12 protein-coding genes are annotated in these 23951 nt (G+C 70.5%); 3 read left to right on the top strand and 9 right to left on the bottom strand.

The genetic code is table 11. The features are described from left to right. Positions 1-6: 6 nt before the first annotated feature. The 3 genes from ACLARN_RS23410 to ACLARN_RS23420 all read right to left on the bottom strand — a co-directional run bounded on the left by ACLARN_RS23410 (position 7) and on the right by ACLARN_RS23420 (position 6980). Positions 7-711, bottom strand: a complete 705-nt coding sequence (locus tag ACLARN_RS23410; protein ID WP_409493591.1) for a thioesterase II family protein — start codon at positions 709-711, stop codon at positions 7-9. A gap of 41 nt (positions 712-752) precedes the next feature. Next, entirely contained in the window at positions 753-4160 is a 3408-nt protein-coding gene (locus ACLARN_RS23415) for an amino acid adenylation domain-containing protein (RefSeq protein ID WP_409493592.1), read from the bottom strand. Positions 4161-4346: 186 nt separating this feature from the next. Beyond that, positions 4347-6980, bottom strand: coding sequence for a penicillin acylase family protein (locus ACLARN_RS23420; RefSeq protein ID WP_409493593.1), 2634 nt, complete (start codon positions 6978-6980; stop codon positions 4347-4349). A 148-nt stretch (positions 6981-7128) separates the two neighbouring features. On the opposite strand from ACLARN_RS23420, the gene ACLARN_RS23425 reads away from it, so the two are divergent. Next, positions 7129-8391: an MFS transporter gene (locus ACLARN_RS23425; RefSeq protein WP_409493594.1), complete on the top strand. Its 1263-nt coding sequence runs from the start codon at positions 7129-7131 to the stop codon at positions 8389-8391. A gap of 383 nt (positions 8392-8774) precedes the next feature. Here the strand turns inward: ACLARN_RS23425 and ACLARN_RS23430 are convergent, their stop codons facing one another. From ACLARN_RS23430 to ACLARN_RS23455, 6 genes are all read right to left on the bottom strand, one after another. Beyond that, complete coding sequence (locus ACLARN_RS23430) at positions 8775-10115, bottom strand: M20/M25/M40 family metallo-hydrolase (protein WP_409493595.1); 1341 nt, start codon at positions 10113-10115, stop codon at positions 8775-8777. 19 nt (positions 10116-10134) lie between these two features. After that, positions 10135-11961: an adenylyl-sulfate kinase gene (gene cysC, locus ACLARN_RS23435; protein ID WP_409493596.1), complete on the bottom strand. Its 1827-nt coding sequence runs from the start codon at positions 11959-11961 to the stop codon at positions 10135-10137. Beyond that, positions 11961-12893 carry a sulfate adenylyltransferase subunit CysD gene (cysD, locus tag ACLARN_RS23440; RefSeq protein ID WP_409493597.1) on the bottom strand — a complete coding sequence of 311 codons (933 nt, stop codon included), beginning with the start codon at positions 12891-12893 and terminating at the stop codon, positions 11961-11963. Before cysD ends, cysC begins: the two co-directional genes overlap by 1 nt. Beyond that, positions 12890-13096 carry an MbtH family protein gene (locus ACLARN_RS23445; protein ID WP_409493598.1) on the bottom strand — a complete coding sequence of 69 codons (207 nt, stop codon included), beginning with the start codon at positions 13094-13096 and terminating at the stop codon, positions 12890-12892. Before ACLARN_RS23445 ends, cysD begins: the two co-directional genes overlap by 4 nt. Beyond that, the gene (locus ACLARN_RS23450) at positions 13086-18311 is read right to left on the bottom strand and encodes a MupA/Atu3671 family FMN-dependent luciferase-like monooxygenase (protein ID WP_409493599.1); all 5226 of its coding nucleotides are present in this window, start codon (positions 18309-18311) and stop codon (positions 13086-13088) included. The genes ACLARN_RS23445 and ACLARN_RS23450 overlap by 11 nt, the downstream gene beginning before the upstream one ends. A 194-nt stretch (positions 18312-18505) precedes the next feature. After that, positions 18506-19324 carry a GNAT family N-acetyltransferase gene (locus ACLARN_RS23455; protein WP_409493600.1) on the bottom strand — a complete coding sequence of 273 codons (819 nt, stop codon included), beginning with the start codon at positions 19322-19324 and terminating at the stop codon, positions 18506-18508. A gap of 164 nt (positions 19325-19488) precedes the next feature. Here ACLARN_RS23455 and ACLARN_RS23460 point away from each other — a divergent pair, with 164 nt between their 5' ends. After that, a complete protein-coding gene (locus tag ACLARN_RS23460; RefSeq protein WP_409493601.1) occupies positions 19489-22800 on the top strand; it encodes a non-ribosomal peptide synthetase in 3312 nt (1103 codons plus the stop codon). Positions 22801-22811: 11 nt separating this feature from the next. Further along, a complete protein-coding gene (locus ACLARN_RS23465; RefSeq protein ID WP_409493602.1) occupies positions 22812-23948 on the top strand; it encodes an acyl-CoA dehydrogenase family protein in 1137 nt (378 codons plus the stop codon). The last annotated feature ends 3 nt before the right edge of the window (positions 23949-23951 follow it).

Raw genomic sequence — 23951 nt, forward strand, 5'->3', positions numbered from 1 at the left:
CGGCGGTCAGCTCAGCCCCGCCGACTCCGCGATCACCCGGAGTACCTCCGCCGTGGAATCGGCGAGATACATGTGTTCCCCCGGCAGCTCCCGCAGGACGAACTCCCGGCTCGTCGCCTTGACCCATTCACCGGCCTGTTCGGTCGAAACCAGGCTGTCGTCCCGGCCGCGGACAGCGGTGATCGGTGCCGCCAAAGGGGTATCCGTGCCCGGGCGATAGTTTTCGTGCATCTCGACGTCGGCACGCAGCGTCGGCAGCACCATCTGGCGCACCTCGGGATCTTCCAGTGCCGCGTCGTGGTGCCCGGCGAGTTCGCCGACCCTGGCGACGAACTCGCTGTCGGGCAACCCGGTCGCCCGGCGTTCCCGCCGCGTCCACGGGCCGGGAGAACCGCTCACCACCAGGCTCACCACGGTGACCGACGGCGTACCCGCGAGCAGGTGGCCCAGTTCGTAGGCGAGCACGGCACCCAGGCTGTGGCCGAACAGCGCCACCGGCCCGGCACCACCGATCTGCGTCAATAGCCCTGGCAGCAGGTCTTCCGCCGCCTGGCGCACGTCCCGGTACGGTTGCTCGCGGATCCGCCGCTCGCGGCCGGGCAGCCGGAGCGGGACGATCTCGAGGTCGTTGTGGGCCAGCGCGCGCCACGGCCGGAAGAACGCGGCCCCGCTCCCGGCGAACGGCGCACACACCAATGGAATACGACTCATGCGGTCTCCGGCCTCTCTTGACTTCGCCAGCGGTCAAACAACTACAACCGGTCGCGGGCCTCCTCGTCGGACATGGCGCTCACCTCGAGGACCAGCTCGGCCACGGCGTCGACGTCGATTCCCTCGACGGTGCCGAGTTCACGCAGGTACGCCGCGACCGCACGCACCGTGCGCGCCGCGAGGAACCCGGGGATGTCCAGCTTGACCCGCAGCAGCTCGCGGATCCGGGACACCGCCTGCGTGGCGAGCAGGGAATGGCCGCCCAGCTCGAAAAAGTCGTCCGTGCTCCCGATCCGCGGCACCGCGAGCAGCTCGGACCACAGGTCGGCGAGCAACTGCTCCAACGCGCCCGCGGGGGCCGTGTAGCTGGTTTCCGGCCGGTCGGCACCGGGTGCGGGCAACGCGGCCCGGTTCAGCTTTCCGCTGGGCAGCAAGGGAAGTTTGTCCAGCACCAGGTAGGCCGACGGCACCATGTGGTCCGGCAGCCGGTCGGAAAGATGGGCGCGCAGCTCCGCGGCGGTCGGCCGGTTGTCCCCGTTCGGGGTCACGTATGCGGCCAGCCGGCGTTCGCCGACGGCGTCGGTGTAGGCGACGACCACCGGCTCGGTCACCGACGGATGCCCGGACAGCACGTTCTCGATCTCGCCGAGTTCGATCCGGAAACCCCGGATCTTGACCTGGAGATCAAGCCTGCCAAGGAAATCGAGGTCCCCACTGGCCAGGAACCGCGCGTGGTCGCCCGTCGCGTACATCCGGCCACCAGGCTCCGGGCTGTACGGGTCCGGCAGGAACCGCTGCGCGGTCAGGCCGGGCTGGTGCCAGTAGCCGCGGCCGGGCCCCGCGCCGCCGATGAACAGTTCCCCTGCCACGCCCGGCGGAGTCGGCTCGCCGTGTTCGTCGAGCACGTAGAGCCGGTGGTTGGGCAGCGACCTGCCCCAGAGCACGCCCGCCGGGCTGCGCTCGGCGACCGGGTGGAAAGTGCTGCAGTAGGACGCCTCGGTCATCCCGGCGAGGTTGAGCAGCCGCACGCCGGGCACCAGCTCGGCGAGCCTGCCTGGCAACGCCGGGGGCATGCGGTCCCCGCCGAGCCCGACCGCGCGCAGCACGACGCCGTCCATGCCGTCGCGCCGGTAGGCGTGGTTGACCAGCATGTCCAGCAGCGCCGGCGCGGAGCTCCACGCGGTCACCCGCATGGTGCGCAACAGATCGAGCAGCTGCTCCGGGTCGGTGGTCTCGATGTCGCTGGGCACGACGATCGTCGCGCCGGCGGCGAGTGTGCCGAAAACCTCGTACACCGACATGTCGTAGTTCAGCGAGGAGATGGCGAGCATCCGGTCGGCCGAGGTCAGCGCGTAGGCGCCGTTGACGCCGTGCAGGGTGTTGGCCACCCGGCCGTGCTCGTTCGCCGATCCCTTGGGGCGCCCGGTCGAGCCGGAGGTGTAGATGACGTAGGCGAGGTTCGGCTCGGCGACCACCGCGGGCGGGCGCTCGGCCGGATACCCCGCGATGCGCTCCGCCTCCACGTCGAGGCAGACCAGGCGGGTGTCCTCGTTGTCGTCACGGGTCCGTACGCGGTCGGGGTCGGCCACCGAGGAATGGGTGAGCACCAGCGCCGCACCGGCGTCCTCGGCCATGTAGGCGACGCGGCGGCGGGGGTAGTTCGGGTCGAGCGGGACATACCCGGCGCCCGCCTTCAGGATGCCGAGCACCGCGACGATCATCAGTTCCGACCGCGGCAGCGAGATCCCGACCAGCTGCTCCGGCCGGACCCCTTCCGCACGCAGGAACCAGGCGAGCCGGTTCGCGCGCTCGTCCAGTTCGCGGTAGGTCAGCACCTGCTCGCCGAAGGCCACCGCCTCCGCGTCAGGGGCGAGATCCACCTGTCGTTCGAACAGGCCGTGCAGGGTGCCGGCGGTCTTCGCGGGTGCCGCCGAACCGCCGCCGCTCGCTACCTCGATCATCTCCGCCAGTTCGCCGGGCCCGGCGATCGGCAGCCGGGAGACGGGCGTCTCCGGATCGGCCAGCCCGGCAGCCAGCAGCAGGTCGAACGCGGCGACCATCCGGCGGACGGTGTCCGCTTCGAACAGGTCCGAGCTGAACTCCGCCCTGCCGTCGAGACCGCCGTCGGTGGTGGGCACCAGATCCAGCGTCAGGTCGAACTTGGTCGACTCGGTGCGCAGGTCGAGTTCGCTCACCTGCAGTCCCGGCAGCCGCAGCTGGGCCATCGGCACGTTCCGCAGCGCGAGCAGGGTCTGCACCAGGGGGATCGAGCCCGCCGAACGGTCCACTCCGGACTCGGCGACCATCCGCTCGAACGGGAGGTCCTGGTGTGCGTACGCGGCGAGGCATTCGGCGCGGGCGGCTTGAACGAGCTCACGGAAACTCGGATCGCCCGAGGTGTCCATCCGCAACGGCAAGGTGTTCACGAAGAACCCCACCAGCGGCTCGATGTCCACGTGCCCCCGGTTGGCGATCGGCGAACCGATGATCATCTCCTGTTGACCGCTCCACCGCCGCAACAGCACGGTGTACGCGGCGAGCAGCACCATGAATTGGGTGGCCTGCTCACTTTCGGCGAGTTTCTCGACGGCGCGGACGGTGTCCGCGCCGAGGCGCAACGGGACCGACTCCCCCGCCGAGGACCTCGTCGCGGGGCGCAGCTTGTCCGTCGGCAGCTCCAGCACCGGCGCGAAAGCCAGGTGATCACGCCAGTACGACACCTGCTCGTCGAGCTCGCCGCCGTCCAGCCGTCCTCGCTGCCAGACGGCGAAATCGGCGTACTGCACCGGCAACTCCGGCAACGGGGACGCCTCACCCGTCACGTACGCCTGGTACAGCGTCGTCAGTTCTTGTTGCAGGACACCGAGGGACCAGCCGTCCGAGACGATGTGGTGGGTGCTCAGCAGGAGTACGTGCTCGGTGTCGCTCACCTTGAGCACGCAAGCCCGGATCAACGGGCCGGTGGCCAGGTCGAACGGCAGCCGGACCTCCTGCTGGTACCGGTCGCGCACCTCGGCCTCGGCGGCCTCGGCGGACCTGTCGCTCAGGTCCACCAACGGGATGGTGAGCGGCGCGGCCGCGTGCACGAGCTGGCCGGGAACACCGCCGCGATCGGTGAACGTCGTACGCAACACCTCGTGCCTGCGCACGATCTCGTCGAGAGACCGCCGCAGCGCGTCCACCCGCAGCACGCCGGTGAACCGCACCGCCGCGGGCACGACGTAGGCGATCGACCCGGGATCGGCCTGTTCGAGGTACCACAGGCGTTCCTGCGCGTAGGAACACGGCAACGGGTCACCGGTCCGCGCCGTGCCGGGAATCGCCGACGCCGCCACGGCTCGGCGCGCCAGTTCCGCCGCCACCAGTCGCCGTTTTTCCGGCGACAGGCCGCGCAGGACCGCGTCGAGGTCGGTGTCCACATCCGCACCGTGCTGACCGGCACCGGTCATTGGCCACTCCAGGCTCGATGGCTTCGGGAAGATCGCGGGGCGTCGCCAGGATCATCGACGCGGGTGCCTGCCGACAAGTCCGGAATCAGCCCTACAACGCCTATGCGCGCGGCCGCCGTCCAGGGTGTCGCGAAAGCCACTTTCGGGACGTCTGATGTCCCGAAAGTGGCTTTCGCGACACGGCCACTAACCAGGTGGCTTCAGCGTCAGGTGGTTCTTCGTGGCGGCCGTGACCGTGTCACGGCTGAACGCCCACGCGGTGGACTCGCCGCGTTGCCAGAGCGGCATCTGGTCGTCGTAGTGCTCGTCGAACGCGTGCCCGGACGCCCCGGTGAGATTGATCCAGCGCGAGGAGTCCAGGTTCGCCCAGTCGACCACCATGCGCATGGACGGGACCCAGTTGACGTCGTAGCCCTTCTTCGCGTTCCAGCCGGCGGCGTTGATGGTCGCGGGGCCGCCACCGAGCTCGTACGGCCCGCGGTTGAGCAGCCATTGCACCGGCGCCGGGCCGGTGCCGAGGGTCTGGTTCTTCAGGGTGAGCCGGTGCAGCTCGCCCCAGCGCCAGGCAGCGGGGTCCGCACCGAGACGATCGGTCAGTTCCTTGGCCGCGTCGTCCATCGCCGCGCCCAGCATGGCGTCGCGGCCACGCAGGCCGCGCGGGTCGGTGGTGTTGTGCCAGAACTCGTCGTCAGGACGGTCCAGCAGGCCCCGGACCACCTCGAACCACTGGCCGCCGCCGTCCACGTCGACCTTCGGCGCGCCGTTGGTCAGTTTGTCGGTGAACATCAGGCGAAGCAGGTTCCGCCAGACGGCGTTGAAGTAGGCGGCGGGCGCCGAGTCAGCCGGCTGGGTGAAATCCCAGCCCCGCAACAGGTTCTTCGCCTTTTCAGTGTCCTTGCTGACCTGGGCGGCCAGCAGGCGCGGGGTCAGCGTCGCGGCGTTGACGTTGTAGGTGTCGAGCTGGATCCGCTGCATCGCGGTGACGTCGAGTTTGCCGCCCTGCTTGATCAGGTCGGTGATCCGCTGGCTGCGGTTGCCGTCGCCCCAGGCCTTGGTGATCAGGTACGGGTACGACGGGTCGGTGACCGCGTTGTTCGCGTTGACGAAGTACCCGCTCGCCGGGTCCAGCGCGCTGGGCAGCGCGTCGAACGGGATGTAGCCCGTCCATTCGTACTCGTCGGTCCAGCCCGGCACCGGATACCGGCCGTCGCCCTGTTTGCGGATCGGGATCAGGCCGGGGGCCTGATAACCGATGTGGCCGAACCGGTCGGCGTAGAGCATGTTCTGCGCCGGGGCCGCGAACTGCGACGCGGCCTGGCGGAACGAGCGCCAGTCGTGCGCGGCGTTCAGCCCGAAGACGGCGTCGAGGGTGCGGGCGGGCTGCAACGCGGTCCACTTGATGGCGACCGCGTATCCGCCTGCCGGATCGGCCCCGGGTGACCGGCCGCTCTGCCCGGTGGACTTCAGCCGGTCGACGACGTCGGAGAGGATCGGCCCGTGCTCGGTGGAGCGCACGGTGATCACCCGGTCCTGGCCGCCCGCGACCTTGATCACCTCCTGGCGTGTCCGCAGCGGGACCTGCCTGCCCTGGTACTCGTAGTTCCCGCCGGTCACCCGCTCCAGGTACAGGTCGGTGTCGGCGGGACCGAGGTTGGTGAGGCCCCAGGAGATGTCGGCGTTGTGCCCGATGATGACCCCCGGCATGCCGGAAAAGCTGAACCCGGACACGTCGAACTGGCAGTCCCGGCTGACCGACCGGCAGTGCAGGCCGTTCTGGTACCACAGGCTCGGCATCTGCGGGGCGAGGTGGGGATCGTTGGCCAGCATGGGTTTCCCGCTCGCGGTGAGCTTTCCGGAGACCACCCAGCCGTTGGACCCGATGCCCTCGCCGCGCGGGCCCAGCACGTCGTCGAGCGCCGTCGACGCCTCCGCCGCGTCGCGCAGCGCGCTTGCCATGTCCGCGGTGCCGGTGTCCGCGGACGAGGGCACGGTGCCGCCACCGCCGACAGGTTTCGGGTCGCGGCTGGTCTCGCCGGGCTGCACGGTGGGCTCCCAGCGCTGGAAGTCGTAGTCCGGGTACAACTGCCGGATCGTCTCCTGGGGCAGGACCGCGGCCAGCATCGCGTGCCGGGCCTGGTCGGTCACCGTGCCGTTGAGGTCCCACGCCATGGCCTTCAGCCAGGCGACGGAGTCGACCGGGGTCCAGGGTTCCGGGGTGTAGCCGGGGGTGATCAGGCCGAGCACGGTGTATTCCAGGCTCAGCCCGGTCCCGCTGTGCTCGGCGAGGTAGGCGTTCACGCCGTCCGCGTAGGCCTGCAGGTAGTCCCTGGTGCTCTGGGACAGCAGCGGAAGCTCCTGCTCGGCCACCTGGCGCCAGCCCATGGTCCGCACGGTCGAGTCGGTGACCACCTGACTCTCGCCGAAGAGTTCCGAGAGCCTGCCGGAGGTGATGTGGCGGCGGACGTCCATCTCCCAGAACCGGTCTTGGGCGTGCGTGTAGCCCTGGGCGAGGAACAGGTCGTGCGGATTGTCGGCGTAGATCTGCGGCACGCCGTAGCCGTCGCGCAGTACCTCGGCCGGGCCGGTCAACCCCGGCACCGCGAGCGTGCCTTCCACGGTGGGGAACGAATGCCGCACCGCCCAGGTCAGGTAGAGACCGGCGCTGGAGAGGATCACGATGAGCACGACGACGAGCGACCAGGCGATGATCCGCAGCCGTCGCCAGCCCCGACGCCGCTTGCGGCCGGAGCCGGGCTGCTCGCCCTGGCCTGCCTCGGTTTCGGTATCCACGGTATCCGCGGTGTTCAGCACGTCGCCCACCCATGCAGGATCATCCGCGGCCACCGGGTGGAGTAGCCGGGGATTCTCCTGACTGCCGTCGGCACCCGCGTGATGCGAACCTTGCCGGGTTCATCGCGCGGGCCGGATGTTGCCGCGTGACCGCGCGACCACCGTGGGGACGAGTGAGATGGCCACCGACGCGGCCGCCAAGGCCGAAAGCCCGCGACGGCTGCGGTCCCAGCGGGACTTCCGCCGGTTCTGGACCGGGGACCTGGTCTCCCAGTTCGGTTCCCGCATCACCGAGTTCGTGCTGCCCCTGCTGGTGGTGACCGTCCTCAACGGCTCGGGCGCGCAGGTCGGCCTGTTGCAAGCGTGCTACCTGGCGCCGTTCTTCCTGCTCCCGCTGTTCGCCGGGGTGTGGCTGGAGCGCCGGACCAAGCGGCCGGTGATGATCGCCATGGACTTCGGCCGGTTCGTGCTGGTGATGGCGGTCCCGCTGCTGGCGCTGTTCGGGTTGCTGACGCTCCCGCTGCTCTACGTCGTCGCGATCGCGGGCGGGGCGATGACGGTGCTGTACGACATCGCCGCGACCAGCTACGTGCCCCGGCTCGTCAGCGCGGACCACCTGACCTCGGCCAACAGCGCGGTTTCGGTCAACCTGGCGGTCAGCGCCACCACAGGCCCCGGTCTCGCCGGCTGGCTCAGCGGACTGTTCGGCCCGGCGGGCACACTCGTGTTCGACGGGCTGTCCTATCTCACCTCGGCCAACGCCCTGCTGCTCATCCGGCACCGTGAGGTCGTGCCGGAGCGGAAGGCGGACCGGGATCCACGCCGCGAACTCGCCGAAGGGCTGCGTGCGGTCCTCCGCAACCCGCCGGTGCGCGCCCTGGTGACCCACGCCGGGATCTACAACGCCGGTTCCGCGATGATCGTGGTGGCGTTCCTGATCTACTTCGTGCGGGAACTCGGCCACGACCCGGCGGTCTACGGCGCGGTCATGGTGGCCAGCGGGATCGGCGGCATCGTGGGCTCACTGGGCATCCCGGTGCTGATCCGGCGACTCGGCTACGGCCACTCGCTGCTGGTCGCGCTGGTGTTCTCCACCAGCTCCTATTTCCTGCTGCCGCTGGCGGACGGCAGCGGCGGCGACATCCTGATCTGCGGGATCGGCCTGTTCCTCGGCGTGACCGGGTCGGCGAGCGGCAGCGTGATCGCGCTGACCGTGCGCCAGCGGTCCACGCCGAGCGCGCTGCACGCCCGGATGAACGCCAGCTACCGGTTGCTCAGCTTCGGCATGTTGTCGATCGGGGCGGGCACGGCCGGTTTCCTGGTCGACGCGTTCGGCGCCAGGGCGGTGCTGTTCCTGGCGCCGTGCCTGCTGCTGCTGTCGGTCATCCCGGCGGCGAGCCGCCCGATCCGCACCCTGCGCACCCTGCCAGACCTCGGCTGACCCGGCCCGAAAGTCCGTGGCGCTCCTGGTGCTTTTGACTGAACCGCGATCTCGCGTGTTTGGGCGGCGAACTCGCGTGATTGAACGGCGAACTCGCGTGATTGGATGGCGATCTCGCGTGCTTGGAGGCGGATCAGGTGAGTGCGGGCAGGCGGGCCTCGGCCAGTTTGAGGAGCGACGCGGCCGCGGCCCCCGCGGGGACAGGCCCGCCGCATGCCCTGGACCTTCGCGCCTTCTCAAGTACGTGAAGGCCCCCTTGCTTGCGCCTAGCGCAAGAAACTCGCCCTTCACGCACTTGAGAACCGAATGGCTGTCCTTTGTGCTCAGTGAGGCGCTGCGACTGTCAAGGTCCGCGCCGAAGAGGCGACGGCGAAAAGAGCGGGTCAGCGGTAGGAGCGGAGGAGGTCTCGCAGGCAGGTGGTGCCGAACTCCAGTGCCTCGACCGGGACCCGTTCGTTGGCGGTGTGCAGCATGCCGCGGTAGTCGACCCCGGCGGGCAGCCGCAGCGGAAGCCAGCCGTAGCACCGGATTCCCAGCTGCGCGAACAGCCGGGCGTCGGTGGACGCCGGTGACACCATCGGCAGCGGGGTCGCGCCGGAGTCGGCTTTGGTGAGGATCTCGGCCATGGTGTCGTAGAAGCCGCCGAACTCCGGTTCCGCGATCAGCTCCGGGCGGACCATCGACCCTTCCAGCAGCAACTCGAACTCGGCGTCGTGGCCGATGAGGCCGCGCAGTTCGCCGGTGAAGTCCTCGACGGTGAACCCGCCGGGCAGCACCCGGCCGTCCAGGTCGACGGTGATCTCGCTGGGGACCACGTTGATCTTCTCGGTGGTCCGCACGATCGTCGGGTTGGCGGTGTGCCGGAGCACCGAGTCGAGACGCAGCGCCTCGGCCAGCGGCAGGCCTTCCGGGCGGGCGTCGCCCACCTGGTCCGCCCGGTACCGGGCGACCCCGGCCGCCATCGGTTCCGGCAGCGCGGCGGCCAGCGCGGCGAGCATCCGGTCGGCGGCCTTGGTCTGGTGCCGCGGCATCCTGGTCCCGGTCAGCGTGGTGAGCAGCTTGCCGAGACGCGCCATCGGCGTGTCCGGCGGGGTCAGCCGCGAACCGTGGCCGCCGGGGCCGCGCAGGGTCACCCGCAGCCAGCAGGCCCGTTTTTCGGCCACCACGATCGGATGGAACCGCTGCCCGGCCAGATCGACCCCGGCGCCGCCCTCCTCGCCGATGGCGTACCGCACCCCGTCGAACAGGCCGGGATGCCGGTCCACCAGATAGCGGGCGCCGACAGCGCTGCCCGCCTCCTCGTCGGCCACCACCGCCAGCAGCACGTCGCCCGCCGGCCGTTCCCCGGCCGCGGCCAGCCGCGACAGCGCGGCGAGCATCATCGCCAGGCCGCCCTTCATGTCGATCGCGCCGCGGCCCCAGACGTGGTCGTCGACGATCCTGGCCTCGAACGGCGGATGGTCCCACTCCTGCCCGTCCACCGGGACCACGTCGGAATGCGCGTGCAGCAGCAGCGGCGGGGCCTCGCCTCGACCGGGGAAACGGGCGACGAGGTTGGTGCGCAAGGGATCCGGCCCGAGGACCGTCAACTCCGCCCCGCTGTCGGCCAGCAGCCGTTGCAGGTAGGCGACGACCTCGCCTTCGCGGCCCGGCGGGTTGGTGGTGTCGATCCTGATCAGGTCCTGCAGCAGGGGCAACGGATCGCTGGCGAACTCCGGCGGCATCGGCGCGGGCTCCTTCGGGTCAGTCGAGCAGGGTGCGGATTCTGGTGGCCAGCGCCCGCACGTCGCCGTCGTCGGGGCGCAGGACCAGGTCCGGCCGCCGGGGCGACTCGTATGGTGCGCTGATCCCGGTGAAACCGGGGATCTCACCCTTGCGGGCCCGTTCGTAGAGACCCTTGGGATCGCGTGACTCGCAGACCTCGATCGGTGTGTCCACGAAGACTTCGTGGAACGGCAGGCCCGCTTCGTCGTGGTTCGCGCGCACCCGGTCCCGGTCGGCGCGGTACGGACTGATCAGCGCGACGATCGCCACCGCGCCCGAGTCGGCGAACAGCCGCGCGACCTCGCCGACGCGCCGGACGTTCTCGGCTCGGTCCTCGGCGCTGAATCCAAGATCGGCGTTGAGCCCGAGCCGGATGTTGTCCCCGTCGAGCAGGTAGGCGGGCCTGCCTGCGTCGATCAGCGACCGTTCGAGCTCGGCGGCGATGGTGGACTTGCCCGACGCCGAAAGGCCGGTGAGCCACACCGTGCCGCCGCGGGTGGCACGGTGGTTCCTGGTGACCGTCGCGCGGTGCCGCACCACGGTCGGCGCGGCCTCGGCCGGGCGGAGGATCATCCCGGCGGCGACGGTGTCGCCGGTGCTCTCGTCGATGAGGATGAAACTGCCGGTAGTCCGGTTGCGCTCGTAGGTGTCGTAGGCCAGCGGGGTCTGGGTGTGCAGGCTGATCCGGCCGATCTCGTTGAGGGACAACGATTCCGCCGCTTCGTCGCGATGCAGCGTCGTGACGTCGATCCGGTAGCGCAGGCTGTGCACGGTGGCCCTCGCCTGCTGTGTGCTGTGCTGGACGAGCAGCCGTGAGCCCGCGGTGAGGGTGCCGCGGTCGCTGAGCCAGCAGACCATCGCGTCGAGATCGCGCCCGACCTCCGGCCGGTTGCCCACCTTGCAGATCAGGTCGCCGCGGCGCACGTCGAGTTCGTCGGCCAGCCGCACGGTCACCGCCTGCCGCGCGAACGCGTACGCCGCTTCCTGTCCTCCAGGCGCGTGGATCGCTTCGACTGTCGAGCCGACACCCGACGGCAGCACGACGACGTCGTCGCCCGGGCGGAACACCCCACCGGCGACGGTTCCCGCGTACCCGCGGAACTCGCCGTGTCGCGCCACGTACTGCACGGGCAGCCGGGCGTCGATCAGGTTGCGGCCGGCGGCGAGGTGGACCTGTTCGAGATGCTGCAACAGCGGAGGACCGTCGTACCACGGCATCTGCGCACCGCGGAACACGACGTTGTCCCCGTGCAGGGCCGACATCGGCACGAAGGTCACGTCGGCGACCCGCAGCTTCATCGCGAACCGCTCGAAGTCCTCACGGATCTGCTCGAAGCGCTCGGCCGACCAGTCCACGAGGTCCATCTTGTTGACACACACCACGAGATGCCCGATGCCGAGCAGGCTGGCGAGGAAAGCGTGCCGCCTCGACTGTTCCAGCAGCCCCTTGCGCGCGTCCACCAGGATGAGCGCGAGATCGGCCGTCGACGCCCCGGTGACCATGTTGCGGGTGTACTGCAGATGCCCTGGGGTGTCGGCGATGACGAACCGGCGCTGTGGCGTGGCGAAATAGCGGTAGGCGACGTCGATGGTGATGCCCTGTTCCCGTTCGGCACGCAGTCCGTCGGTGAGCAGGGCGAGGTCGAGCTGGTCCCCGCCGCGAGCGCGGCCCGCCCGTTCGATCGACGCCAGCTGATCGGTGAAGATGGCTTTGGAGTCGTAGAGCAGCCGTCCGATCAGTGTCGACTTCCCGTCGTCGACGCTCCCCGCGGTGGCCAGTCGCAGCAGCTGTGCTCGAGACCGCACTAGAAGTACCCCTCCCGCTTCCTGTCCTCCATGCCGGCTTCGGAGATCCGGTCGTCCGCGCGGGTCGCCCCGCGTTCGGTGACCCGGCTGGCGGCCACCTCGGCGACCACCTCCTCCGGCGTGCTCGCGGTGGATTCGACGCACCCGGTGCAGGTCGCGTCGCCGACGGTGCGGAATCGCACCGTCGCCGGGTACGGCCGTTCCCCCTCGGCCAGCGTCAGGTACGGGGTGTGCGCCAGCAGCATCCCGTCGCGCTCGACCACCTCGCGCCGGTGGGTGTAGTAGATCGACGGCAGCTCGATCCGCTCGTCGCGGATATAGGACCAGATGTCGAGTTCCGTCCAGTTCGACAGCGGGAACACCCGTAGGTGCTCGCCACGGCGGTGCCTGCCGTTGTACAGGTCCCACAGCTCGGGGCGCTGCGTGCGCGGATCCCACTGGCCGAACTCGTCGCGGAGGCTGAACACCCGTTCCTTGGCGCGCGCCTTCTCCTCGTCCCGGCGCGCGCCGCCGAAGACGGCGTCGAAGCCGTGCTCGGCGATCCCGCGGATGAGAGTGGTGGTCTGCAGGCGGTTACGGCCCGCGCCGGGACCGGTCTCCTCCACCACCCGGCCCGCGTCGATGTCGTCCTGCACCGAGCTGACGAGCAGCCGGACGCCCGTCTTCCGTACGACACGATCGCGGAACTCGATCACCTCGTCGAAGTTGTGCCCGGTGTCGATGTGCAGCACCGGAAAAGGCGGCGGCGCCGGCCAGAACGCCTTGACCGCGACGTGCAGCATCACCATCGAGTCCTTGCCGCCGGAGAACAACAGCACCGGGCGTTCCAGTGTCGCCGCCACCTCGCGGAAGATGTGCACGGTCTCGGCTTCCAGCGTGTCGAGATGCGAAATCTCGTAACTCTCGGTCGTCGTCACTGTCCGGCCGCTCACGACCCCATCGCGCGGCGCAGGCTCAAGGGCCGCATATCCGTCCAGACCGTCTCCACGTGGGCAAGGCACTCGCTCTTGGTGCCCGCAACGCCGACCTCGCGCCAGCCTGCCGGGACCTCACGGTAGGTCGGCCAGATCGAATACTGCTCCTCATGGTTGACGACAACGGTGTAGCGGATGTCGTCTTCGTCGTCATCGGGCATGGTGAACCTCCACATCGGACTGGGCGATCGGGTCGGTCGCCGCCTCGGCACGGGTGGCCAGGTCGGTCAGTAGGGTGGCAAGGCCGGCGGCGTTGGCGGCCTTGGTCATGGTGAAGTGGTTGCCGGGCACGGTGGCGGTCCGCACCGGTCCGTCCACTAAGGACTCCCAACCGGCCGCGGTGGTGGTGGACCGCGCCGGCCGGATCAGGGTCAGTTCGCCGCGGAAGGGCCCGGGTTCCCAGCGCGACACCGCGGTGGTCAGCTCGACGAAGACGCGGGCGCGCGCCAGCATCTCGGCGCGCTGCCCGGCCGGGAGCAGGCCTGCCGCGTCCAACCGGTCGAGCGCCACGGCGAACTGCTCGTCGGGCTCCAGCGAACCCAGTTCGCCGATGTCCGAAGCGACGTCGATGTCGGCGGCCTCGGCGACGCTGCGCACGAAACCGTCGATCGCGACCGGCAGCGGCACCTCGACGGCCGGTACCGCGGGTGCGGCGGTGTCGAGCAGTGCGAGCAGGCCGACCTGGCCTCCGGCTTCGCGCAACTCGGCCGCCACGGCCACGGCCAGGCTGCCGCCGAGCGACCAGCCGACGAGATGGTGCGGCCCGTCCGGCCATCGCGCGCGGATGGCGTCGGCATAGAGGCCCGCGAGCCGCGCCACGCTCAGTTCTCCGGGCAGCTCTTTGGGCAGTTCGACGGCGTAACAGGGCCGGTCCGAGCCTAGCTCCTGGCTCAGCGCGACGTAAGGCAGTGACGAGCCGGTGCTCGCGTGCAGGCAGAGCAGCGGCGGCGCCGAGCCCGACGGCTGGAGCGCGACGATCGGGTCGGCCGGGTCGTCGGTTTCGGCGACCCCGGCGAGTTCCCTGATCGTCTGGTGCGCGAACAGCTGCCGCGCGGTGATCGGCACCCCACGGCGATTCGCCTTGTCCACCACCAAAACCACGGAGATCGAGTTGCCGCCAAGGTCGAAGAACCCGGACCGGACCCCGATCCGCCCGATCCCGAGCACGTCCTGCCAGACCTCGGCCAGGACACGCTCGGCGTGGGTGGCAGGAGGTTCGTACTGCGCCGCCGTCGTGGTGCCGCCCGGATCCGGCAGGTTCTTGCGATCGACTTTCCCGTTGGGGGTCAACGGGAAACTCTCGAGCCGGCTGAACCTCGCCGGCACCATGTGCTCCGGCAGCGCGTCACGCAGATGGAGGCGGAGCGCGGCGTCGTCGGGCTGCTCGATGCCGTCTTCGGGCACGACGTAGCCCACCAGGAATCCCGTGCCGGGCTCCCCCCGCATGGCGACGGCGGCCGAGCGCACGCCGGGATGGCTCAGCAGCACGGCTTCGATCTCGCCCAGCTCCACTCGGTGCCCGCGGATCTTGACCTGGTCGTCCCGGCGGCCGAGGAACTCCAGCCTGCCGTCGGCGAGCCTGCGCGCGAGATCGCCGGTGCGGTAGAGCTGTTTTCCCTGCCCGCCGAAGGGATCGGGGACGAACTGCCGCGCGGTCAGCGCCGGATGCCGGTGGTACCCGGCCGCGACGCCATCACCGCCGAGGTAGAGCTCGCCCACGACACCGACGGGTTGCGGATGCATCCCGTTGTCGAGCACGTAGGCCGTCTCGTTCGCCAGCGGCAGCCCGATCGGCACGGACCCCGCCTCGGCGTCGAGCCCGTCGACGAGTTCCGCGGTGGACCACACGGTGGTCTCGGTGGGGCCGTACATGTTGTGCAGCGCCGCGGGGGTGAGCTCGGCGAGCCGCCGGGCCAGGTCGGCCGGCATCGCCTCACCGCCGACGAACAGCACACGCAACGCGGCCAGTGCGTCGGCGGAGCCGGGATCGGCGGCGAGGAACCCGGCCAGCGTCGGGGTGCACTGCAGGTGCGTCACGCCGTGCTCGCGGATCAACGCGGCCAAGCTGGTGTCCTCGGTGTCTTCGCGTTTCTGTTCGCGGCGCGTCTGGAACGCGCGCCGCACGATGTCGAGCTGCGGCAGGCTCGCGAGCACCTGCTCGGGGTCGATGCCGAAGTCGATCAGGCAGGCGATCTCGTCCACGCCGACCTGGGAGAGCCGCCACGCGAACTCCGCGCAGTCGGCCGGGGTGCCGAACAGGCCACCGGTGCTGAGATAGCGGTCCGCGGCGTGGTCGAGCAGCGCGGCGCGGTCGTCCTCGCCGAGTGAGTCGAACTCCATGCCGAGCCCCTTGGCCAGGCCACGCAACAGATCCAGCGAGGTGCCCAGATAACGGGTGAACGGACCGCGCGCGGTCGCCAGCGCGTGATCACGATCCGGGTCGACGAAGGTGTGCACCATGAGCGCCACGTGACCGCCGTCGGTGCCGTGGTGTTCGCGCCAGGTCTCGCGGTAGGCGGCGATCTTCTCGGCGAGCGAGTCGAGATCCTGGCCGAGCAGATGGGTCAGCACTCCCAGTCCGGCCCGTGCGGCGGCGCGGAAGGTGTCCGGGCTGCCCGCGGAGCTGAGCCACATCGGCAGCTCGGCCTGTACCGGCGCGGGCCGGATGCGGACGTCGACCCCGGCCCCGGTGCCACCGGTCATCGGGACGCTTTCGCCACGCCACAGCGATCGCACGGTCTCGATGCCTTCGAGCATGACTTTCTTGCGCTCGGCGTAGTTTTCCGGCGCGAAGACGAAATCGTCGTGGTGCCAGCCCGACGCCAGCGCCATACCGACCCGGCCGTTGGACAGGTTGTCGACCACCGACCATTCCTCGGCCACGCGCACGGGATGGTGCAGCGGCAGCACGACGCTGCCGGCGCGGATCGAGATCCGGTCGGTGACCATGGCCAGCGCCGCCGCGGTGACCGAGGGTGCGGGGTACTGGCCGCCGAAGGCGTGGAAGTGCCGTTCGGGGGTCCAGACCGCGGAGAACCCGTTGCGGTCGGCGAATTTCGCGCCTTCCAGCAGCAGCCGGTAGCGGTCGCTGCCCGACTCGGCGGCGTCGTCGTCGCTGGCGAAGTAGAACAGGCCGAAGTCCAGCGTCGCGGCCGCGCGGCGGTTACGGCGGGACGTGGCGAGCAACGTCGCCGGGTCGGCTTCGGCCAGCACGACGGTGAACCCCCGGGACAACGTCCACAGCAGTTCGAGCACGGAGATGTCGAACGAAATACTGCTGACCGCGAGCCAGGTCCCCGGCGGCTCCGAGCCGAGGCGCCGGTCGAGTTCGGTGTAGAGGTTGAGCACGTTGCGATGGGCGACGATGACGCCCTTGGGCTTACCGGTCGACCCGGAGGTGTAGCTGACGTAGGCAGGCATGCCCGCGGTCACCCGGACCGGCGGCGCCGAGACGGACTCGTCGCCAAGGGTTTCGTCCGAGAGGTCGATCAGGGTCGTCGCGTTGCCCGGCTCCGTGACCACGGTTTCGATCACGGCACGGCTGACCGCGTCACAGAGGACCGCGACGGGCTCGGCGTCGGCGAGGATCGACCCGAGCCTGCCTGCCGGGTACTTCGGGTCCAGCGGCACGTACGCGGCGCCCACCTTGAGCACCCCGAGCAACGCCGGGACGACGTCGACCGTGCGGCTGACGCTCACTCCGACGAGGCTTCCCGGCCCGGCGCCCGCCCGCAGCAGCCGGTGGGCGATCTGGTGGGCGCGACGCTGTACGGCGCTGTAATCGAGCACGGCGCCACCCTGTTTGACCGCGGCAGTGCCGGGCGTCCTCAGCACCTGCGCGTCGAACGCCGCGCCGATCGAGGGTTCGGCGGTGGTAGCCGGGGTCGCGGTGTCGTTCCATCCCGTCGTGAGCTGGATACGCTCGGGCTCGGTGAGCAGGTCGAGCTCGTGCAGGGGCGCGTCGGGACGCGAGACCCCGGACTCCAGCAGCCGCTCCAGGTGGGCCAGCAGCCGGTCCATCCGGGCCCGGTCGAACAGGTCGGTGGCGAACTCGATGCCCATCTCGATACCGCCAGCCGACCGCTCGGCGACGCTGAGGGTGAAGTCGAACCGCGCGGTCCCGCTGTGCAAGGGGACCGTCACGACGTCGACGTCGGCCATCCGTACCGGCTTGAGCAGCTCGTTGGTCTGCAGCAGCGCCACCTGGAACAGCGGGTTCGTGTTGAGGTCGCGGGCCGGATGCAGCTCGCTGACGAGCTGGTCGAACGGGACGTTCTGGTGTGTGTGCGCCGAGTAGACCGTGTCGCCGGCCCTGGCCAGCAGTTCCCGGAAGCCGGGCGCGCCCGCGGTGGAGACCCGCAGCACCACGGTGTTGGCGAAGTAGCCGATCAGGGGTTCGAGCTCAGGCCGGGTGCGCCCGGCGAAGGTGGTGCCGGCGACGATGTCGTTCTGGCCGGTGTAGCGGCTGATCACCGCGGCGAGACCGGCGAGGGCCATCGGCATCACCCGGGTCGAGGGGCCGCCGAGGCTGAGCAGCTCACGGTGCAGCTTCGCGGGCAGCAGCCGCTGAACCTGCTCCCCCGCCCAGCTCGGTTCGACCGGCCGCGGCCGGTCGGTCGGGAAGCGCACGGTGTCCAGGCCGGCGAGGGTGCCGCGCCAGTAGTCGAGAGACGCGGCGCGCTCCGCCTGTGCGACCGGGCCGCGTTCCCAGCTCGCGAAGTCGGCGTACTGGATGGGCAGCACGGGCAGCACCGGGGGCCGCCCGGCCCGGCCCGCGGTGTAGAACTCGATGAGTTCCTTGGTCAGGACCTCGGTGGACCAGGCGTCGGTGGCGATGTGATGCGCGGCCAGCACGAGCAGATGGTCGTCGGCGGCCATGCGGACCAAAGTGGCTCGAAGCGACGGATCGCGGGCGAGATCGAACCCACGCCGTCCGGCCTTGGTGACGACGTCCGCGGCCCAGCTTTCCCGCTGGGCGGGGTCGATCTCGCTCAGATCGACCATCGTGAACAGGTCGTCGTCGGCCACCGTGCCCGGCCGCTGCCGCGGACCGTCGGGCGTGTTGAAGTAGTGCGTGCGCAGTGCTTCGTGCCTGCCGACCAGCCCGATCACCGCGCGTCGCAGCAGCTCCGGGTCGAGCGGTCCGTGCAGGCGCAGGCCGAGCGAGGTGTTGTAGAGCGGCTTTCCTTCGGCCCACTGGTGCAGCAGCCACAGCCGCTGCTGGGCGAAGGACAACGGGAGTGGTTCGTCACGGCCCACCGACGGCACCCGGTCGACCGGCCGCTGAGCGGCCCGGCGCGCCCGCAGCTCGGACACCAGCGCCGCGCGTTGGGCCGGGCTCAGCCGCCCCAATCGCTCCTCAGTGCTCTCCTGCATCGCGCTCCTCGCCCGCCCAGCGGAAATGGTCGTCACGCATCCCCTGGCAGCCTGTCCCCCGCGGGGTTCCCCGAACCAGTCGGGGAATTCCCCTACCCACGGGCACAGGGCTCCGGCAAGGTGGCCGTGTCGCGAAAGCCACTTTCGGGACGTCTGATGTCCCGAAAGTGGCTTTCGCGACACCCGCGATGGCCCTACCCACGGGCAGGAAGCCGCCACCAGGCAAGGAACTCCGGATCACCCAGGCGGGGCTGGGCGTAGGCGGGGATCAGCCCGGCCCGTCCCGGCAAGCGGTCCACCGTGTCCGGGCCGGGCGCGGCGCGCGGTGCCCAGTCGACTCCGCGCAGCACGGCCGCACCGGCGAGGGCGCGATGCCGGTCCAGTCCGGCGGAGACGCCGTCGGGAGCCGGGCCGGTCACGCATACGACGCCGGTCGGCCGGTCTTCCCACCACGACCGGACGAGCCCCGGTGGCGAGGCGGCGAGGTCTGCGGGGTCGGGATAGGTCAGCGACGGCACCGGCTCGGTGAGCACGCGTTCCATGTGCACCTCGGACAGCGGCTTGTCCGAGGCCGCGAAGTGCCGGACGCTGCGATAGCCGGCGCTGGTGTAGAAAACCGGGTTTCCCCGCTCCACGACCGCGTCGAGCACCACGTGTGACGCGCCTGCCGCCAGAGCGTCGGCCTCGACGGCCCGCAGCAGCCGACGGCCGACGCCGAGACGGCGGGCCCGCGGGGACACCGCCAGCCTGCGCACCGACCACGCCCGCCCGTCCGGCAGGGCGCGGACCGTGCCCAGCAGGACCGGCCCCGCGGTCGCGGTCCACAACCGGTGCCCGCCGTCGAGGTCGGCCAGCACCCCGGCCGCGTCCTCCCCCGCGCCGTCGGCGACCGGAAGCCCGGGGACGAGGTCGCCCGCCCGATAGGCGGCGCTGGTGAGCGCGGCCACCCGCCGGGCGAGCCCGGCGCTCACCGGCGTCGCGACGGCGATCGTCAAACTGTCCACTGTGGACATTAACTCTCCGCCTCACACTTGGTGGTTGAGGACCGAATGTCGCAAAACTCGCCCTCGCGGACCTGTAGGGGTAATGCCGGACTCGTGTCCGCACACCCGAAAAGGACATGGTGAAAGTCGCCTCGTGGGCGAGGAACCCTCCGGCACCGAGGAGCCCCATCACCATGTCCATGCCGAATCCGCCAGCACGACCCGACGCCAGTCCGCACGCAGGCCTCGCCGAAGCGCGCAAAGCGGTACTGGCGCTGCGGGAGCGACAGCAGGCCCTCGGCCAGTCCGGGACCGGTCGCATCATGCCCGCCGCGCGGGACCGAAGGCTGCCGTTGTCGTTCGCCCAGCAGCGGCTGTGGTTTCTCGACCGATGGGCGCAAGGCCGCCCGGTCTACAACTCCCCGCTGGTCCTGCGCCTGCGCGCGGACCTAGATGTCGACGCGCTGCGGCGCGCCCTGACCGACGTCGTCCACCGGCACGAGGTGCTGCGCACTCGTTACCCCAGTGAGAACGGGGTGGCGTATCAGGAAGTCGACCCAGCGCCGGATCTACTGGCGTTGCCGGTGCACGACTTCTCCGGCGAACCGGACCCGGAAGCCGCGGCCGCCGTCACCGTCGAACGACTGGTTCGCGAACCGTTCGACCTCGGTGCCGGACCGGTCTTCCGGCCCGCGCTGGCCAAGCTCGGACCGGCCGAGTACGTACTGGTGCTCGCCATGCACCACATCGCCACGGACGGCTGGTCGACCGCCATCGTCCTGCGCGAGCTGGTCACCAGCTATCAGCGAGCCACCACCGGCGCCGCAGCCCCGGCACCGCTCCCGGTCCAGTTCGCCGACTACGCGGTGTGGCAACGCGGCTGGCTGGCGAGCGAGGCGCCGAAGGCTCAACTCGAGTATTGGCGTGAGCAGCTCCGTGACCTGCCCACGCTCGACCTGCCCACCGACCGGCCCCGGCCGGTCGAGCGTTCCCAGGCAGGCGCGACCGAAGAGGTGCTGCTGCCGGAGTCGCTGGCCGAACGCCTCACCGAGGTGGCCAGAACCGAACGGGTCACCGAGCTGACCGTCGCGCTGGCCACGTTCACCGCGATCATGTCGCGCTACAGCGGTCAGTCCGACGTGGTCGTCGGCTCGATCTTCTCCGGCCGTACCCGGCCCGAGATCGACCCGCTGATCGGCTTCTTCGCGAACACCGTCGTGCTGAGGGTCTCGACCGCGGGCAACCCCACGTTCCGTGAGCTGCTGGCCCGCACCAGCGACACCGTCATCAAGGCGCACCTCAACCAGGAACTGCCCTTCGGCAAGCTGGTCGACGAACTCGGCCCCGACCGCGATCCCGGGCGCAACCCGCTGTTCCAGGTTTCGTTCACCCTTCAGCACGCGGGTGTGGAGTCGGCGACCGTCGGCGGGCTCGATGCCGAGGTCTACCCCTTCCAGGTCGGCACCGCGCGGTTCGACCTCGCCGTCCAGCTCACCCAGGTCCCTGGGCGGGGCCTGCGGCTGTGGGCGGAGTACTCCACGGAACTGTTCGACGTCGCGCGCATCCGGGGGTTGTTCGACCACTACCGGCGGGCGCTGGAGCTGTTCCTCGACGATCCGAGCCTGCGACTGGGCGGGCTTCCGCTGCTCAGCGAAGCGGAGTACCAAACCATCGTCGTCGACGACAACAGGACCGAACGTGACTACGGCACTTCGGAGCTCTGCCTGCACCAGCTCTTCGAGTCCACAGTGGACCGGGTGCCGGACGCGGTGGCCAGCCGGTTCGAGGGCGCCTCGCTGAGCTATCGCGAGCTCGACGAAGCGGCCAACAGGCTCGCCGCGCGGCTGATCGAGACCGGAGTCGGGCCGGAGACGGTCGTCGGGGTGCTGCTCGAACGCGGACCCGGCCTGCCCATCGCGTTCGCCGGCATCCACAAGGCGGGCGGGGCCTATCTGCCGCTCGACCCCGACCATCCGCCCGCGCGCCGGGAACTGCTGCTCACCGAAGCGCACGCCGGGATCGTCGTGACGACCGAGGCGCTGGCGGGAACCGTTCCTCCCGGCGTCCGCGCGGTCTGCGTCGACGACCCGTCGCTCGCCGACCTGCCCGCCACCCGGCCGGCTGTCCAAGTCTCACCGGACAATCTGGCCTACGTGATCTTCACGTCCGGCTCGACCGGGCGGCCCAAGGGCGTGCAGGTCTCGCACCGGTCCATCGCGAACTTCACGCCCGCGGTGATCGAACTGTTCGGGCTCCGGGAAGGCGACCGCGTCCTGCAGTTCGCCAACCCGGCGTTCGACGTCAGCCTGTTCGACTTCTTCGGCGCGCTGTGCAGCGGTGCCACGCTCGTCCAGGCCCCGCGGTCGGATCTGCTGGATCCCGGGCGGCTGACCGAACTGATGCGGTCGGAACGGGTCACCGTCACCGACCTGCCACCCGCCGTGCTGCGCCTGCTCTCCCCCGGCGACCTGCCGGACCTGCGCGCGTTGTTCGTCGGCTTGGAAGCCTTCCCCGGCGAGCTGGTCAACGCGTGGAACACCGAGGGCAGGCAGTTCCACAACGGCTACGGGCCCACCGAGGCGACGGTCGCCTGCGTGGACTTCCGGTGCCCGCACGAGCATCACGACGCGATGCCGCCGATCGGCGTGCCGATGGCGAACTACCAGGCCTACGTCGTCGACCGGTTCGGCCAGCCGGTCCCGTCCGGGGTGCCCGGCGAGCTGCTCATCGGCGGCGTCGGGGTGGCCAGGGGCTACGCGAACGCGCCGGGACCCACCGCGGAGAAGTTCGTGCCGGACCCGTTCGGCGGCACCGGTGCGCGGCTGTACCGGACCGGGGACCTGGTCCGCCGCCGCGCGGACGGGAACCTGGAGTTCATCGGGCGCATCGACAAGCAGGTCAAGATCCGCGGCCTGCGGATCGAGCCGACGGAGATCGAGCACGCCCTGCTGGCGCTCGACGGGGTCGACGACGCGGCCGTCGTGGTCTCCGGGTCGGGCGGCTCGGCCCAGCTGGTGGCCTATGTCGCGGGTGACGACGTGGATTCCGCGCGGCTGGGTACCGAACTGCGCGGCACCCTGCCCGTCTACCTCGTGCCCACTCAGTTCACGACGCTGGCGGAACTGCCTCGCGCCGCCAGCGGCAAGCTCGACCGCTCGCGGCTGCCCGGTCTCACACCCGGCGCCGAGGTCGTGGCCGCCGAGCCGCCGAGCACGGCCACACAACTCGCGGTGGCCGCGATCTGGCAGGAGATCCTCGGCGTCGAGAAAATCTCCCTCGGCGACGGGTTCTTCGCCATCGGCGGCAGTTCCCTCAAGATCACCCAGGTCGCCACCCGCGTTCACGAGACCTTCGGCGTCCGGCTGGAGCTGCGGGAGTTGTTCCAGTACGCCACCCTCGGCGAACTGGCCGAGCTCGTCGAGAAACGGGAGTTGGAAGACGTGTCGGCGGACGAACTGGCCGCGCTGCTCGACGAGGTCGATCCGGACGGCGGGCCGACACGGTGAACGGCGGCGTCATGACCGACACGGAGTTCCGCGGACGGCTCCGGGAGTTCTTCGCCGAAAAGCGGGTGCGGCGGGAGGTCGAGCGGATACGCCGGCTGCCGCCGGAGGCGGAGACCGGGCGGATGGAGGTCTACCGCTGGCTCGGCGAAAGAGGCTGGCTCGCGCCACACTGGCCGGTGGAGTTCGGCGGCCTCGGCCTCGGACCCGCCGAGGCGGCCGCGCTGACCGAGGAGATGCTGCTGGCCGGCGTGCCCGACGACCTGCACACCCTCAGCATCGGCATCGTCGGCACGTTCCTGCTGCACAGCGGGTCGGCGGCGCAGAAGCAGGCGCATCTGCCGTCGCTGGCCAGTGGCGAGCGGGCGGCCACGGTGCTGTTCACCGAGGCCGAGTGCGGGTCCGACCTCAGTGCACTGCGGACCTCCGCGAGTCCGGACGGCGGCGGCTGGCGGCTGCGCGGTTCGAAGATCTACAACCAGAAGTCGCAGTTCGCCGACATGGCGCTGTGTGCCGCGCGCACCCGGGACAGCGGTGTCGGCATGGACGGCATCACCCTGTTCCTCGTGCCGCTGACCTCCGCGGGCGTGCATATCGAGACCGTGCCGTCGCTGGGCAACGACCGGTTCACCCAGGTGGTGATCGACGGCCTGCTGCTGACCGAGGACGCCGTCGTCGGCGCGCCACACGACGGCTGGACCCTGATGAACGACCTGCTGCTGCTCGAACGCACCGGCATCGACTTCCACGCCAAGGCCCGCAGCCTGTTCGACACGGTCGTCCGGCGTGCCGCGCAGAGCGGGAAGCTCGACGATCCGGCCTACTCCCACTCCCTTGCCGAGCTCGACGCCCGGTTGTCGGCGGCGGAAGCACTGGCCTGGCGGCAGGTCCGCAACCTCACGAGGGGTGAGCCGGACCCGGTCGGTTCCGCGATGGCCAAGTGGTACGCCTCGGAGCAGGTCCGGCCGATCCTGCGTGCCGCCGCCGAAGTCGACGGGCTCGACGCGGCCCTGTCGGGATGGGACGAGGACGCCCCCGAAGACGGGGTGTTGGAGGCCGCTTACCGCACCGGCCCCAGCCACCGGCTCGCCTCCGGCACCTCCGAGGTGATGCTCTACCTGATCGCGGCGAGTGGACTGGGACTTCTCTGATGA

Origin of the sequence: Amycolatopsis sp. cmx-11-12, assembly GCF_046269425.1 — a bacterium.
In the GTDB taxonomy this organism is placed as follows: Bacteria; Actinomycetota; Actinomycetes; order Mycobacteriales; family Pseudonocardiaceae; genus Amycolatopsis.